17 protein-coding genes, 1 pseudogene and 1 riboswitch are annotated in these 15,661 nt (G+C 42.0%); of the genes and pseudogenes, 15 read left to right on the top strand and 3 right to left on the bottom strand.

Annotated elements, in window-relative coordinates:
- Window positions 1-92: 92 nt before the first annotated feature.
- From J2Z48_RS08540 to J2Z48_RS08530, 3 genes and pseudogenes are all read left to right on the top strand, one after another.
- Window positions 93-482 (top strand): annotated as a pseudogene (locus J2Z48_RS08540) (type I restriction endonuclease subunit R, EcoR124 family); the annotation flags it as partial.
- A 219-nt stretch (window positions 483-701) separates the two neighbouring features.
- Window positions 702-824, top strand: coding sequence for a barstar family protein (locus tag J2Z48_RS08535; protein WP_307252675.1), 123 nt, complete (start codon window positions 702-704; stop codon window positions 822-824).
- 153 nt (window positions 825-977) lie between these two features.
- Entirely contained in the window at window positions 978-1,562 is a 585-nt protein-coding gene (locus tag J2Z48_RS08530; RefSeq protein WP_307252674.1) for an ankyrin repeat domain-containing protein, read from the top strand.
- Window positions 1,563-1,683: 121 nt separating this feature from the next.
- Here J2Z48_RS08530 and J2Z48_RS08525 read toward each other — a convergent pair whose 3' ends face one another.
- The gene (locus J2Z48_RS08525; protein ID WP_307252673.1) at window positions 1,684-2,232 is read right to left on the bottom strand and encodes a DUF6022 family protein; all 549 of its coding nucleotides are present in this window, start codon (window positions 2,230-2,232) and stop codon (window positions 1,684-1,686) included.
- Window positions 2,233-2,446: 214 nt separating this feature from the next.
- Between J2Z48_RS08525 and J2Z48_RS08520 the strand changes: the two genes are divergently transcribed.
- Window positions 2,447-3,409: a peptidoglycan recognition protein family protein gene (locus J2Z48_RS08520; RefSeq protein WP_307252672.1), complete on the top strand. Its 963-nt coding sequence runs from the start codon at window positions 2,447-2,449 to the stop codon at window positions 3,407-3,409.
- A gap of 128 nt (window positions 3,410-3,537) precedes the next feature.
- Here the strand turns inward: J2Z48_RS08520 and J2Z48_RS08515 are convergent, their stop codons facing one another.
- Together J2Z48_RS08515 and metE are read right to left on the bottom strand one after the other, a co-directional pair.
- Window positions 3,538-4,482, bottom strand: coding sequence for a TDT family transporter (locus J2Z48_RS08515; RefSeq protein WP_307252670.1), 945 nt, complete (start codon window positions 4,480-4,482; stop codon window positions 3,538-3,540).
- 172 nt (window positions 4,483-4,654) lie between these two features.
- Window positions 4,655-6,952 (bottom strand): 5-methyltetrahydropteroyltriglutamate--homocysteine S-methyltransferase, encoded by a 2,298-nt coding sequence (metE, locus tag J2Z48_RS08510; protein WP_307252668.1) that lies wholly within the window; start codon window positions 6,950-6,952, stop codon window positions 4,655-4,657.
- A gap of 150 nt (window positions 6,953-7,102) precedes the next feature.
- Window positions 7,103-7,300, bottom strand: a riboswitch (cobalamin riboswitch).
- Window positions 7,301-7,533: 233 nt separating this feature from the next.
- On the opposite strand from metE, the gene J2Z48_RS08505 reads away from it, so the two are divergent.
- From J2Z48_RS08505 to J2Z48_RS08455, 11 genes are all read left to right on the top strand, one after another.
- Complete coding sequence (locus tag J2Z48_RS08505) at window positions 7,534-7,956, top strand: hypothetical protein (RefSeq protein ID WP_307252667.1); 423 nt, start codon at window positions 7,534-7,536, stop codon at window positions 7,954-7,956.
- 169 nt (window positions 7,957-8,125) lie between these two features.
- Window positions 8,126-8,437 carry a 50S ribosomal protein L21 gene (gene rplU, locus J2Z48_RS08500; protein ID WP_307252665.1) on the top strand — a complete coding sequence of 104 codons (312 nt, stop codon included), beginning with the start codon at window positions 8,126-8,128 and terminating at the stop codon, window positions 8,435-8,437.
- Complete coding sequence (locus tag J2Z48_RS08495; protein WP_307252664.1) at window positions 8,437-8,766, top strand: ribosomal-processing cysteine protease Prp; 330 nt, start codon at window positions 8,437-8,439, stop codon at window positions 8,764-8,766. Before rplU ends, J2Z48_RS08495 begins: the two co-directional genes overlap by 1 nt.
- A 26-nt stretch (window positions 8,767-8,792) precedes the next feature.
- Window positions 8,793-9,101 carry a 50S ribosomal protein L27 gene (rpmA, locus tag J2Z48_RS08490; protein WP_307252663.1) on the top strand — a complete coding sequence of 103 codons (309 nt, stop codon included), beginning with the start codon at window positions 8,793-8,795 and terminating at the stop codon, window positions 9,099-9,101.
- 198 nt (window positions 9,102-9,299) lie between these two features.
- The gene (locus J2Z48_RS08485; protein WP_307252662.1) at window positions 9,300-10,025 is read left to right on the top strand and encodes a Spo0B domain-containing protein; all 726 of its coding nucleotides are present in this window, start codon (window positions 9,300-9,302) and stop codon (window positions 10,023-10,025) included.
- A gap of 25 nt (window positions 10,026-10,050) precedes the next feature.
- Window positions 10,051-11,361, top strand: coding sequence for a GTPase ObgE (gene obgE, locus J2Z48_RS08480; RefSeq protein WP_307252660.1), 1,311 nt, complete (start codon window positions 10,051-10,053; stop codon window positions 11,359-11,361).
- Window positions 11,362-11,669: 308 nt separating this feature from the next.
- Window positions 11,670-12,032: a hypothetical protein gene (locus J2Z48_RS08475; protein WP_307252658.1), complete on the top strand. Its 363-nt coding sequence runs from the start codon at window positions 11,670-11,672 to the stop codon at window positions 12,030-12,032.
- A 42-nt stretch (window positions 12,033-12,074) separates the two neighbouring features.
- Window positions 12,075-12,908 (top strand): electron transfer flavoprotein subunit beta/FixA family protein, encoded by an 834-nt coding sequence (locus tag J2Z48_RS08470; protein ID WP_307252655.1) that lies wholly within the window; start codon window positions 12,075-12,077, stop codon window positions 12,906-12,908.
- 13 nt (window positions 12,909-12,921) lie between these two features.
- Window positions 12,922-13,989, top strand: coding sequence for an electron transfer flavoprotein subunit alpha/FixB family protein (locus tag J2Z48_RS08465; RefSeq protein WP_307252653.1), 1,068 nt, complete (start codon window positions 12,922-12,924; stop codon window positions 13,987-13,989).
- 53 nt (window positions 13,990-14,042) lie between these two features.
- Window positions 14,043-15,353 (top strand): FAD-dependent oxidoreductase, encoded by a 1,311-nt coding sequence (locus J2Z48_RS08460; protein ID WP_307252652.1) that lies wholly within the window; start codon window positions 14,043-14,045, stop codon window positions 15,351-15,353.
- A complete protein-coding gene (locus J2Z48_RS08455) occupies window positions 15,350-15,634 on the top strand; it encodes a ferredoxin family protein (RefSeq protein ID WP_307252651.1) in 285 nt (94 codons plus the stop codon). The genes J2Z48_RS08460 and J2Z48_RS08455 overlap by 4 nt, the downstream gene beginning before the upstream one ends.
- Window positions 15,635-15,661: the final 27 nt, after the last annotated feature.

The following is a 15,661-nucleotide window of genomic DNA, read 5'->3' as shown; positions in this document are numbered from 1 at the left end:
CGTCTTCTTTGCATAAAAAATCTCCTCCACTGTATATAACTCATTCTACAGGATAAAGGAGATTACTCAAATTTAATTTGGGGGCTAAATAGGAAGCACTTCTAAAATTGAACAAATCTGAAAAGGTGAAGGAAGTCTATCGTGCGATCTTACATGCGATTGATACCAAAGAGATCGATGCAGAAGAAGATATTCTCGTTATCAGAAGGGACTTCTTCGAGCAAGAACAGGATCAGGCAATTGAAACATTTGCGAATACTTGGTTTGTCGATAAAGAGGAGCTTCATTTATCAGCAAAGCTGTACGAGATGGGGGCCGATCCGATTCCCAATATCAAAAAAATCTTTGAGAGCAGAGAGTTTCATAAGTACAAAGCCGTACACCCGGAAGCGATCCCCGTGAAGTACGGACCTGAAATGAAGCGTCAATGGAGAAAAGTATTAGATGAAGTGATTGTCCCTCTAGTGGATGAGCTGAGATAAATAAATCTACATAGCAGGGAACGCCAAAAAAACGCTTAGGCCAAGCATCCTTGGTATAAGCGTTTTTTGTGTTTGTATGTAGGCTTAAAATGGTATTCAGAGATGTATCTATTGTAAGAGATCTTGATCAGGTGGATCAGGTTGTAGGAAGAGCTTAAATGGGTTCGCAGTCTGGATGTAACTTTCATTATTTCACTTGCTACAGTAAGGAGCTTAGAAATGAGAAATATTGTAATTGATGGTAAAGTGATTGTGACGATAAATCACTTACATAAATTACTTAAGGAGAAGATTGGGCTTCCTGATCACTATGGAGAAAATTTGGATGCTCTTTGGGATTGATTAACCGGGTATATTGAACCAACGGTTTTACATTGGATGAATTTTCAAAAATTCATTTGAAAATCTAGCTGATGATGTTGAGGTAGTAGTAGCAGTGATGAAAGAAGCTTTGGGCTGTCTGCAATGAATTATTGTTTGGAGGTAGTGTCGGATTTGGAAGAATTTATTGAAGCTGTTTTAGGAAAAAGAAATAACGAGGTAAAACATTTTCTTTTAGAAGGGTATAATCCTAACCTAGTTGTAGGTCCTTTGAACAGGAGCCTTCTTATGGTAGCGGTATATAATCAAGACATCGAAATGGTGAGAGCTTTGTTAGAGGCTGGTGCTAACACAAACCATCAAGATAAGAATGGATTGACTGCACTTATAGATGCTTCGTATAAAGGATACGGTCAGATTGTGGATTTATTATTACAAAAGGATAGTGATGTTAATCTAGTCGATTATAATTTTCATACCACAGCATTAATAGCGGCTGTTAGAGGAATGGAGTTAGATATAGCCAAGAAATTGATTCAACATGGAGCTGATCCTGCCGTTGCAGATATAGACGGGTGGACAGCTCTTCACTATGCAATATATCGCAAAGATATACAGATGATAGAGACCTTGGTTTTATTAGTGGATTTCAATGTAGATTCTCTTGTGGAACACGCTATGTCATTGTTGGAAAGGGATTCAATATCCAAAGAAGAGTTTAATTGTATCCAGTTAGCCCTATTTAGAAGACTGACCTGATATTCGATTTTTAAGTGTATACATACTTGATAAATGATTTTGAACGCAACCATCCTGATGAAACATTGGGATGGTTGCATCTTTATTAAGGAGGAATAAGTGATTTGATTTATCTCCTCATTCAGGATCGATTATTTTTCATGTAATCAGCGTACTCAACCTGAAACTCCCGTGATTGCTTAAAGTGATTCGACATCTTTGAAAGGGCTTCAACAATATCTTCTTGTGAACTCTCTAGTATCGCGAATACTTGGGGTGGCTGGGGCACTCTTAGTTGGGTGTGATCATGGTATACCTTCGTTACAATGGTTCCGATCTGTTTGTTTTCTTTATTAGAGGTAAGTGTGCTCCACATCCACCGTTCTTGATCGGTATAATCCTCTGTGTTTCCCCACTCACGAGATATGTTTAAGTTTCCGGGTAGTCTAGTGTCTGACTGTATTCCTGCTTCCTTTAGTTCTTTATTAATGGAAAGGAATAGTAGATTCAAATAGGTTCCATATGCCTTATCCCCAGCTTGTCTGTATGCATTCAGTAACTGATCCTGATTTTGATCAAATGCAACTTTCCAATTTTGTTGGATATAGGTGTTGATGAATGTTGCTACGATGTAGATATCAATGTTGCTGTTGTCTTGAAGGTAATCACGAAGTGAATCGTATTTATTCATGACATGGTCTCCTTTTTCACTCATTTAGACTTACTATTCTATTTTATCCAAATTAGGCAAGAAAATCTGCTAACAAAAAATGAGGAATTGAATAATCTAGTAAATACAGTTCTATCTTTACTAGTAGCGATAGGGATATTAAGTAAACCCAGTACTGAGAATCGATTCTATTTGGATCACATCGAGAAAAAACAGGAGAAGGTGAGATAGATCGATGACATGGGCATATGGGAAGATTGTAACGGTGAATGAGTTAATCGATTATATCGTCGAAAATGATCAAGCGAAACATCCAGAAATCCATATTCATCACACATGGAAACCCGATCATTCAAACTTTAACGGAGCAAATTATATTACTCTGCAAAATGGAATGAGATCTGCACATTTGGGGAGAGGTTTTATCACAATTGCACAACACGTCTCTTTGTTTCCGGATGGAAGGTTTGTGCTAGGTAGAGACATTAATCTCCCTCCCGCTAGTGCAACGGGATACAATGATTCAGACTCAGATGGTGTCCATCCATTCATGGTCGAAACAGTAGGGAATTTTGATGTGGGTCATGATCCTTTTCAACCTCCACAGAGCACAGCCTTGTTTCAATTGACTGCCTATTTTGTAAAGTATAAAGGCGCGAAAATCAAGTTTCATAATGAGATGAGCAGTAAAACTTGTCCGGGTACCTCTATCAATAAACAGTGGTTTGTGGGTGAAGTCCAGAAGATAGTGGGCGGAGGGAGTGGTCCGCAAATCCCAGAACCAGGGTATACCGAAATCATTTATCCTGGTTATCTCATTAAGCAGGGATCAAGGGGACCGGTTGTAGGGCGTATTCAGAAGAAATTAGGTGTAAACGCAGACCAAATATTCGGTCCTGTGACAGAGAAAGCCGTGAGAAACTGGCAGAAATCCCATGGTATAAATGTGGATGGAGTGATAGGACCTACCACTTGGAACTCGATGTTTAATAATCCTAATGTATATCCAGGAAAATTGATTCGCAGAGGCTCAAAGGGTGACGTAGTGAGAGTGATCCAGCGGAAATTGGGTGGATTAGTTGTGGATGGTGTGTATGGAGTTAAGACAGAGGGAGCAGTGAAGGCGTTTCAAAGGAAGAAGGGTCTCGCGGTAGATGGAGTAGTGGGATCGCGGACGTGGCGTGCGTTGTTTGAATAAATATAAATGAATTTACTAATGATGAAGTAGAATAAGTATCAGAACAAAAATATAGTAAACAATCCTTAAAATGAAACGCTCAAATCCTTAATATTAGTGGATTTGAGCGTTTACTCTTTTTCAATAAATCATGCTGCCTGTGATTGTATTACTTGTTTAGGCTTCATTTGTGTAATGAGAAATATACTATAACGAATGGCTACATATATCACCATGGCACTTGCAATAATGGCTTCAATGATACTGAACGTATGTCCTAATATGCCGGTATAACCTAGATATTTTAACGTGTTTGTAAGGGCAGTTGCACAAATAACGAGTGGAAATGTAAACGCTGAATAACTTGGATAAAATGACAAACGCAATAACTTAGGCAACTGCCATAGTACACTGACGTATAAAGCTTGTGAAAGAATAAGGAGTGTCCAAACAAAACCTACAGATTTCGTATCAAAATGAGCTAGATATGCTGCCAATAACAGCGATCCAGGTGCACATAAAATCGTAATCAGAGGGAGTGCCGATATTTCTAAATCACGCATCACAAAAATACGAATGAAAACGAGCGGCAGTAAAATAAGATAGAACACAATCGATATCCAAAATATGACGGTTGCGATCGGTGATGCAAGGTTACCTGCGGTTAGTGGGATAATCGCCATCCCGATATACATAATAAACCAACTTGGATAGATATGAAGCATGGTCACCTTGCTCTGTAAAACAAAGTGATAGATGAAGTAAGCCATTAATACCAAGTGAACGATCGCTGAAACTACCCAAATCGCTTTCCAAAGGACGCCATGGTCCATAAAAAGGCTACAAAGTACCATCATAGCCATTGAAAATGTGGGTGATACAGCGGCGATCATCGGTTTTTTTAAGTCATCGAATACTTGCTTTGGTGTGAAAAGAATTTTGCACAACATGCCTAATAAAAAGATAGATCCGAGTGTCATCATAATATAAGCGAGCCAATTAATGTGAAAGCTAAATTGCAGTTTGGCTACTGAAAATAACGCTAAAATCAAACCACATATCGGAATCGGGATGTAATGTAACTTTTTTATCATGGAATATTTCTCCTCTAGGATTCCTTCATCGTTATGATATAGGTCATAGCCCTTAAGCAAGGGCGCTATCATAACTCATTCTACTATAGGTGATCAAAGTTGTGTGCAAAAAAGCAACAATGAAAAACCCCAGTATCTACCATGAGGTACTGGAGTTTTGAACGTTATCTTATTACGATTTTGCCGATTCAAGCCGATCACGAGTGATATGTGTTGCAGCGACCATGTTTTTTAGTGAAGCAACGACTTCTTCCTTATTCCGTGTCTTTAATCCGCAATCGGGATTAATCCAGAATTGGGTTGGCTCAAGCACTTGTAAAGCTAGTTCGATCGTGCTGACGATTTCATCAACGGAAGGAATCCGTGGACTGTGAATGTCGTATACACCAAGGCCAATTTCTTTGTTATAAGCGTGGTTCCGGAATGAGTACATTAATTCGCCATGACTGCGAGAGGCTTCGATGGAGATAACGTCTGCATCGAGGTCACTGATGGAATCAATGAAGTCGTGGAACTCGCTATAACACATATGAGTATGGATTTGTGTGGTGTCTTGAACGGAAGAGGTTGCTAGGCGGAATGATGTAACTGCCCAATCCAAATAAGCGGACCATTCTGTTTTCTTCAGCGGGAATCCTTCTCGTAGAGCGGGTTCGTCAACTTGAATGACTCGAATCCCAGCGGACTCCAATGCCTCTACTTCTTTTCGCAGGGCGAGGGCGATTTGATCAGACACCTGATTTCGGGAGAGATCGTCGCGTACAAATGACCAGTTCAAGATGGTAACGGGACCTGTGATCATTCCCTTTACGGGTTTTTCTGTAAGGGATTGAGCATACATACTCTCTTTTACGGTCATCGGCTCTAGAAATTCGACATCTCCATAAATAACAGGTGGTCTTACACAACGTGATCCGTATGATTGGACCCAGCCATTTTGTGTAAAAGCGAATCCACCTAGCTTTTCGCCAAAAAACTCTACCATGTCTGTCCGCTCAAACTCACCATGGACTAACACGTCTAAGCCAATTTCTTCTTGGATGTCGATCCATTGCTTGATTTGATCTTGTATAAAAGCATCATACTGTTCGGTAGACAATTCTTGTTTTCTCCATTTTTGTCTAGCTTGCCGAACTTCTGAGGTTTGTGGAAAGCTTCCGATGGTCGTAGTAGGAAGTACAGGGAGCTTCAAGGATTCTTGTTGTTCTTTTTGTCTTTGTACAAAAGCGGATTGACGAGCGATATCTTGTGACTGTACACTGGCTACCGCTTCATGGACAGGAGTACAATTTCGGACTGGAGACTTGGCTAAACGATCGAGTGCTGCCTGGCTATTTTGTAAGGACTCTGCAATAGCATTTTCTCCATCTTGTAATCCCTTCACTAAGCATAAAACTTCGTCTAGCTTTTCGTCAGCAAACGCTAATGCTTCCTTTACAAGCGGATCTAAGTTTATCTCTTGAGTAAGAGCAACAGGGACATGCAGTAAGCTACTAGAAGGTTGAATCCATAATCGATCTTTCGGTACAGTGCTCGTAATCGTGTTCAGCAGCTGTATTTTGCTATTTAGATCGGAGCGCCAAATATTTCGTCCATCGACGAGACCAACGCCGAGTACCTTGTCATCGGGAAATCCGAGCTCTACAAGGGATTGAATATTTTTTTCTAAGCCGTGTACAAAGTCTAATCCAATTCCTTGTACAGGTAGATCTTTCAATTCGGAGTAGCATTCTACCGAGTCAAAATAGGTCTGTAACATGATGTTTAGTTCAGGAGCCGCCTCATGGAGTTGGTTATAGATGTATTTGACTGTTTCCATCTCATCTTTCGTTATCGATGTGACTAGAATCGGTTCATCAAACTGGACCCACTCTACCCCTTCTGTTGCTAACTCCTGTAAGATTTGAGCGTATAACGGGACAAGTTGCAGAATAATGGCTGGTAATTGTGCTTCTGTGTATCCTTTCGAAAGCTTAATAAACGTGTAAGGACCCACTAAAACAGGCTTTCCGTTAACACCAAGCTTTTCTTTCGCTTCTTGGTACGCAATAAGTGGCTTGTTTTCCGTTAAAGTAGGTGTGATATCACTTAGCTCTGGAACGATGTAGTGATAGTTGGTGTTGAACCATTTCGTCATTTCACACGCTACGGCTTCTTGGCAACCACGGGCCATAGCGAAGTAAGTCTGAAGTGGAACCGCGCCGCCTTGATAAGAAAATCGCTCTGGTACTATTCCAAACATAACTGCGGTATCGAGCATGTGATCATATAATGTAAAATCGCCAACGGGGATGTAATCAATCCCTTTGTTGATTTGCTTTTGAATGTGATGAAGACGAATTTGCTCCATCTGCTTTTCAAAGTCAGCTTCTTCTAACTTTCCAGCCCAAAATGCTTCTAAAGCCTTTTTCCACTCCCGATTTTGGCCGATACGTGGGTATCCTAAGTTACTACTTTTCACTGTACTCATCTCAATTCCCCCAATGGTAAGTATTTGACTCGCACGAAAAAAACATCTCTAACAGTTGAAATGAACGTTAGAGATGCCTATTGAGGGCAGAGAAGCACAGAGTCTCCCACCTAGTAGCATTCTAACACCTCCCTATCTCCCGTAGGTCTTGCAGTGTTGTCAAAACAGGCAGGTCTCCTGACTTAAGGATCTTCATCAGAGCACACCTTCCCAATCCTTACGGATCAGTGGCGGCTATTCGTGCCTGACTCCCCTTTTACAGTGGCGGGACCGTGTCGGACTTACACCGAGCTTCCCTTTTCATCCTTGAGCGTGCATGTTCAAGGAACCTGTTTTCACTTATTCAATTGGTAAAATGTATTAGAGATATTATGGATTATGCGAGCAGATTCGATATTATGTTGATTCAAGAATTGTCAGTTTTTTATAATAGAAGCCAATCTGCTCGCTTCTATTATATAATAAATGCACAATGTCTCAATAGATAATAAATTATAAATGTTTAAAATATAAATGAGAGATGACATTTAACCAGTCAATGAAACTGATTCCTGAAAATGTGAACTTGGAGGAGGAAGATTATGTTCGTTAGAAAGCTATTTGTTTCTCTGTTTCTATCGCTTGTTACGGTACTGATTATAAGTGGTCCAGAAAGTCATTTTAATCTTGATTTTATATTCTTTCTGTCTCTGTATATATATCCGTTTTACTTTATCTATGGATTACCAGTATCGTTACTGGCAGATTGGATAGCTAGTAAGACGGAGAAATACTCCCGAGTTGTATCGTATGTCTTACATGCTATCGGGGGTATTTTATCGGCAGGCATAATCGGGCAATGGAGTTTTGCCATTACAGGACTTATTTGTTCGGTTGCTTATGCGTTTGTTAATCATCTGGCTTCGCTAAACAGATTTAGTTCTTGGATTGTGAAAGGAACGATCATTCTGCTTGTTGTAGATATCCTCCTGTTCATCGTTTCCTGTGGTGTTTTTATGCGTTGATCTACAGTGTAAGACCGTTTGACACTAAGCACCAGCTATGGTAAGATAGCGCTTGTATGTTAAGCGTTCGATTTGTGTAACGCTAACGATACCGCGCAGGATCGGATTGTAAATAGGGCATATACCCTTTCCGTACCTTGGCGAGTCCTGATAAAGAGGAGGGTAAACTATGTACGCTTTGATCGAAACTGGTGGTAAACAATATCGTGTGGAGAAAGACGGAGTTCTATTCATCGAGAAGTTGGAAGCAGCTGAAGGTGAAGTAGTAACTTTTGACAAAGTTCTTCTCGTTAACAAAAACGGTGAAACTGTTGTCGGTGCTCCAATCGTTGCAAATGCAAAAGTAACCGGTAAAGTGGTAAAACACGGTCGTGGTAAAAAAATCACGGTGTTCAAATACAAGCCGAAGAAAAATTACAAGAAAAAACAAGGCCATCGTCAGCCATTTACTAAAGTCGTAATCGAAAACATTGAAGCTTAATGATTCGAATACGGATTGAACGAAACAACCATGGTGATGTTAGGCGAGTACTTGTAACCGGTCACGCTAACTTTGCAGAGCACGGATCTGATATTGTTTGTGCAGCCGTTTCAGGCATCGTTTTTGGTCAGGTAAATGCCATTGAGACCTTAACGGGTGTGATCGTGCATCAACCTGACGATGGCGATGGGAAAGTAGATCTTCGCATTCCAGAGGGACTTGCTCCTGAAGTGGGACAGAAGATTGCCTTGCTTGTCGAAGCTATGGTGATTTCGCTCGAACAGATTGCTGATTCGTATCCGAAATACGTAAAGTGGATTAGCAAATAACTCATAATCGAAAAGAGGTGGAATACATGCTTAAACTAAATCTACAAGCCTTCGCATCGAAAAAAGGGGTAGGTTCTACAAAGAACGGTCGTGACAGTAGATCCAAACGCCTTGGTGTGAAGCGTGCTGATGGTCAGTTCGTACTTGCTGGGAACATCCTCGTTCGTCAACGTGGTACTAAAATCTATCCAGGTTTGAACGTTGGACGTGGTGGAGATGATACCTTGTTTGCAACAGCACACGGTATCGTGAAGTTTGAGCGTTTGGGTCGTGACCGCAAACGTGTAAGCATTTATCCAAAAGTTGAGCAAGAAGTAGCTGCTACTCAAGCTTAATGGTTCGGAATATTACCCTGGCCTAGAACGGTCAGGGTTTTTCATTGCCCTCGATTCTCGACAAAATCTCGCTCTCCTTGCTATATTTCGATTTATTTGCTCTAGATTGTGGCGAATATTGTAAATTTAGAGTACAATTTTTTACATGTACAAGCTTTGGGAGATAGAAGAGAAGTAGTTGAGAGGAGACGGGCGATCTTGGTAGAGCGAATGAAAGAAATCATTTTGCCTTTTTTACCATTGGGTATAGTATTCATAAGTTGGACGATCGTAACTTGGGAGAGCTGGGTGGATTTAGTGTACCTTACCTTAGCACTCTTAAGCTGGCTTTTGGGTGCTTTTATGATTCGGTATAAGCTCGAAACCAAGAGAGAGACAGCCCAAGCAGAGAAGCTAAAAAAAATTTTGAGTCGAATTCGCCATGATTGGGCAAATCATATACAGATGATGATCTTTTTTCTCCAGATGAAGAAAGAAGAAGAACATTATAGATATCTAAAGAAATTAGCAGAAGACGTAAATAAAGAGAAGCATATTGGCGTGTTTCAATCTCCTTTATTAGCAACTTTTCTTTTGACCATCGGGGTCGAGCATACCAATTGGAAGTGGCATGTGGATATCAGTAAAGATATTCGCATCTCCATGCCAGAGGAAGAGGATTTGCTACAAATGATTAAAAGTGTAGCGGATTGGTTCGATCAGGTTGGACAAGGTAAGTATGATTGGGCGCAAATCCAGCTTACTTTATCAGAAGAGGAGCAAGTCGTATATGTGACATTTGAAGTATACGATTATGATCATAAGAGGATTGTGCTTCCTGTAACTGATGCTTGGGATCGTTTAGAAGAACGAGTTAGTAAATTGGGAGGGAAAATTTCCCTTTCTAGAAAAAAGCAAAGAATGATTATCCAGCATATTTGGTGACACTGTACATAGGACGGTGAAGAACGTGTTTGTAGATCAGGTCAAGATTTATGTAAAAGGCGGAGATGGCGGTCGTGGGCAAGTTGCCTTTCGTCGTGAAAAATATGTCCCGAATGGTGGACCAGCTGGTGGCGATGGAGGCAATGGCGGCGATATCATCTTTCGAGTAGACGAAGGTCTGCGTACATTGATGGATTTTCGTTACCAACGTCACTTTAAGGCCGAACCAGGCGAACCAGGACGTAGTAAGGCACAGCATGGGGCAAGTGCAGATGATAAAATTGTAAGGGTGCCTCCAGGGACTGTGGTGCGAGATGCCGAAACAGGAGAGTTGATTGCTGACTTAGTGGCACACGGTCAAGAAGCGGTCATCGTAAAAGGTGGGCGTGGCGGAAAAGGAAATATGCGATTTGCTACGCCAGTCAACCCAGCTCCTGCCATATCGGAAAACGGTGAGCCAGGAGTAGAGCGTTGGATCGAATTAGAATTGAAACTACTAGCTGATATTGGGCTAGTTGGCTATCCAAGTGTCGGGAAATCGACGATGCTTTCTGTTGTTTCTGCCGCTCGTCCGAAAATCGGGGCTTATCACTTTACCACGATTGCTCCTAACTTAGGAGTGGTTCAGGTAGAAGATGGTCGTAGTTTTGTCATGGCAGACCTTCCGGGTTTGATCGAAGGAGCTCATGAAGGGGTTGGACTCGGACACCAATTCTTACGTCATGTGGAGCGTACGAAAGTGATCATCCATGTGATTGATATGGCAGGCTCAGAAGGTAGAGATCCATACGAAGATTACCTGCAAATTAATAAAGAGTTGGTTCTATATAATCAGGATTTGGAGAAGCGTCCACAAATCATTGCGGCTAATAAGATGGATCTTCCAGATGCAGAGGAGCAGTTGGAGTTTTTCAAGGAGCAGTTAGGCAAAGATGTGCCTGTTTTCCCTATTTCTTCTGTGACAAGGAAGGGACTCCGTGAGCTATTGTTTGCTGCTGCTAATCTGTTAGACAAAGTCGAAGAAGAGATTGCCAATCAACCTGAGGAAGTTTCAACTGGACCAGTAGGGCGTAAACTTTATAAAGCAGAAGCACCAGAGGTTCCATTTACGATCCGGAAAGAGAATGAAGTTTTTGTCGTAGAGGGTACTCAGATTGAAAAATTAATCTTGATGACAAACTTTAATTATCATGACGGACTGATGCGCTTTAGTAAAATTATGAAAGATATGGGTGTGGAAGCCGAGTTGCGGCAACGTGGCGCGGAAGAAGGAAGCACCATTCGAATTGGTGAAATGGAGTTCGAGTTTACGGAAAACCTGGACTACGTTGATTGATCAATAGGAGATGGGCTATTCCAATTTGGGATAGTCTATTTTTTATCCCCTCTAGCAGGGATTATAAACTGCTAATTCAAAAATAATGATATCTTCTGTTAATTATAGCGTGAATTTAGTGTAAAATAGATGTATAGTGTGTGCCTGAATCTTCCTTCAATAGGAAACATATCAAACGAACAAGCTGTTTCCTTCGTTCTTTGTACCTTTTGATCAAAGCTAGTAGTAGAGTTTGTGGTTGGATTAATCAACTAAAAACTGAATAGTATGGTTATAGTGATTATTATTTTTGATCGGAGGGAGAGCGGATGAACGAGTTACCCCTTTTAATGGATTTTTATGATAAGAAAGCGGTCTCGATTGGCGTTCATGACAAAGGAACGTTGTTTCGAGGCGAAGGTGCTATCTATGAAGGAGTAACTCATTGGTTAATTGCACTTATTTGGTGTGAAAGAAAGCATGAACGAGGATGGAAGGTATCTGTTTATCCAACCTGCCCTGAGAAACCGTTTTGGTATCTGAGCCCTTTTTTTGAGACAGAAGTCCTTCACCCGTTTGAGATTGCGTTCAAAATATCACAAATTTTGGTAAGTCACTCAAAGCGGGATGTATTGACGAAGAAGTTATTTATTCATGAGATGAATCGTTTATCTCGTATGCAACGAGCCTGATTTCATCCACTCATACCCAATGCGTAAATTGGAGGTAGCCAAATGCTACATATCGTTGTTTGCATCAAGCAGGTTCCAGACAGTAGAGAGATCCGGATCGACCCAGTTACGAATACCTTAATCCGCCAAGGCGTCCCAAGTATCGTAAACTTCTATGATCTACACGGATTAGAGGAAGCACTGAGGATTAAAGATGAACTAGGAGCATGCGTTACAGTGGTCACAATGGGACCTCCTCCTGCAGAAAAATCCCTCAAAGAATGTATCTCACTCGGAGCGGATAGAGCTGTATTGGTCACAGATCGTAAATTTGCAGGAGCAGATACTCTTGCAACATCGTATGTGTTAGCAAAAACATTAGAAAAAGTAGCTGAAGAGTTTGGGGCCATTGATATGGTGTTCTGTGGAAAGCAGACACTGGATGGAGATACAGGTCAGGTGGGTCCAGGGATTGCATGTCGTTTAGATCTAGAGCAGCTTACTTATGTAGGGAAAGTGATCCATGTGGATCCAGAGAAGCGCCGTGTTCGTGTGGAGCGTAAGTTAGAAGACGGGATTGAAGTGGTTGAGACCTCCTTTCCGGTACTGATAACTGCGCTAAAGGAGTTAAATAAAGTTCGAAGGGCTCCTATGCCTGGGATGATTCGAGCGGCGAGATTTAAGCCTACAGTCTGGACAACCAATGATTTTCCTGACATTGAAATCAGCAAGATTGGTTTAAAAGGATCTCCTACTATTGTAAGTAAGACATGGGTTCCAGAGGTTCGGAAAGTGAATGGAGAGAAGATTGCAGGTGTTGCTCCGGAGCAAATAGCAGAGCAACTGATGGAGAAGTTGTGGGGTAGTGAATTAGCTCAGAAATTAGGTTGGGCTTGAAGGAGGAGAAACGATGTCAACGGAGCAAAACAATGAGCAGATGCCAGATTGGTCTCAGTATCGTGGGGTTCTCGTTTTTGTAGAGCAACGTAGTGGAACTGCGAAGAAAGTATCTTGGCAGTTGCTTGGCGCTGGAAAAAAATTAGCAGATAAGTTAGAAGTTCCTTTAATGGCATTTGTCATTGGAGACCAAGTGGATCACCTAGCAGATGAGGCAATTTATTATGGAGCAGATCGTGTCTTCCTCTGCCAAGGTCCCGAACTTCAGGATTATCGGACTAGGCCCTATAGCCGCATTACCTTAAAGCTGATCGAAGAGCATAAGCCTGAGATTTGTCTGTTTGGCGCTACGGGAACAGGGAGAGATTTGGCGGGAGCGATCGCGACTCATCTTCCGACTGGATTAACCGCTGATACGACTGAATTGGATGTGGAGCCGCACCCATCCCGGCTACTACTAGCAAGTCGGCCGGCTTTTTCTGAGAAAATGATGGCTACGATTCTGTGTAAACAATATCGACCACAGATGGCAACAGCTCGGGCGGGAGTCTTTCAAGCTTTGCCACGTGATCCAGAGAGAAAGGGGGAGATTGTACTCATCGCCAATCCGACAGAAGGAGAGCAGATTGCGACAGAAGTTGTTAACTTTATCGAGCAGACTGGGACCGTGAACTTGGAAGAAGCAGAGATCATCGTGTCAGGAGGGCGTGGGCTCGGAGGCATCGAACCGTTCCGTCTACTGAAGGAACTGGCTGATGAGCTAGGTGGACAGGTTGGAGCGAGTCGTGCTTGTGTCGATGCGGGTTGGATTGCTCATGAGCATCAGGTTGGCCAGACAGGATATACCGTGCGACCGAAGTTATACTTTGCGATTGGAATCTCTGGAGCGGTGCAACATACAGTAGGGATGGCTGGTTCAGATGTGATCATTGCGATTAACAAGGATGAAAATGCACCTATTTTTCAGTTTGCTCACTATGGCATTGTTGGGGATTTGTTTCAAATTGTTCCTGCGATCACCGCAGAGGTAAAAAAGAGAAAAGCGGCGAAAGAAGATCCCACTATGGCTTTCAAAGTGTAATCAAAATCAGAAGTAGTAGGATTTCGAGATAAGAAGCAGAGGAGTGATCGCAAGTGAACGAAAAATTTGATGCGATAGTAGTGGGCGCAGGGCCAGGAGGTACAGCAGCAGCACTCACGATGGCAAGAGCTGGGCTTAGTGTGGTGTTGCTAGAGCGTGGTGAATTCCCTGGGGCTAAGAATATCTTTGGTGGCGTTCTATACCGAAAACAGGTTGAAGAGTTGGTTCCAGAATTTTGGAAAGAACGAAATTTCCCGATGGAGCGTAATATTATTGAGCAACGAATTTGGATGATGAGCAAGGAGTCTATGGTTACCTTTGGTCACCGAAATGAGGCATATAAAGATCCGTTTAATTGTTTTACAGGATTGCGGGTTAAATTTGACCAATGGTTTGCCAATAAAGCAGTAGAAGCAGGGGCCCTGCCCATTTATCAAACCGTAGCGTTAGATGTGATTCGAGAAGGAAATCGAGTGGTCGGAGTAAAGACGGACCGGGATGATGGAGATTTATATGCGGATGTAGTTGTCATCGCAGACGGAGTGAACTCCTTACTAGGAAAAGCTCTAGGTGTTCATAGAGAGTGGAAAACAGATGAAGTCTCGCTGGCCGTGAAAGAAATCATCGCGCTTCCGAGTGAGAAGATTCAAGATCGATTTCAGGTTGAGGGCAACGAAGGTGTTACGATCGAATTTATGGGCGAAACATCACTTGGGATGGCTGGGATGGGCTTCTTATACACCAACAAAGAAACCATTTCTCTGGGAGTTGGGGTGATGGTAGATCATCTGCGTGATAAGCGAATGAAGCCTTATCAAATCTTGGAATCCGTCAAGCAACACCCGATGATTCGAAAGTTGATTCAAGGTGGAGAGACGTTAGAATACTCAGGTCATCTAATCCCAGAAGGAGGTTATTATTCTGTACCTCCATTGTCGGGAGATGGATGGTGTTTGGTAGGGGATGCCGCCCAATTGGTTAACTTTGTTCACCGCGAAGGTACAAACTTAGCCATGTCGTCAGGTCGTTTGGCGGGAGAAGCGATTATAGCCGCTAAGACAAAAGAGGATTTCTCAGCTAGTAGTCTTCGTATGTATGATGAGTCAGTCAAGGCATCATTCATCATGAAGGATTTACAGAAATACAAGGGGATGCATCAGCTTTTAAAAGAGGAAGACCCCGAATTGTTGTTTAGCAGGTTGCCGAGAGCACTAAATGATGCGGCATATAATATGTTCTTAGTAGATGGAATACCGAAAGCAGAGAAGCAGAAGTATGCGGTTCGGAGAGTAAAAGAAGCGGCTGGTGGGATGATCAATTTATTAAAATTAGGCTATAAGGGCTGGAGGTCGATGAACGGATGAGTCAAAATCTTTCGGATAAACTGTATACGATTCGTTTTAAATGTGATGATGTTTCGCATCTGACGATCAAAGCAACAGATGTTTGTGTCGACTGTACGACGAAGGATTGTAACTTTTTTTGCCCGGCTGATGTGTATGATTGGGATCCTAGCCAAAAGATCACGACGGTTGCGTATGAGAACTGTATTGAATGTGGGACGTGTCGGATTGCTTGTCCAGCTTATAATATTGAGTGGGTGTATCCGCAGGGTGGATATGGGATGAGTTATAAGTTAGGTTAGGGATTTAGTGAGATGAGGTGGGACCAA

The sequence above is a fragment of the Croceifilum oryzae genome (assembly GCF_030814315.1).
GTDB lineage: Bacteria > Bacillota > Bacilli > Thermoactinomycetales > Thermoactinomycetaceae > Baia > Baia oryzae.
This window is presented reverse-complemented; position numbering and strand designations above follow the sequence as displayed.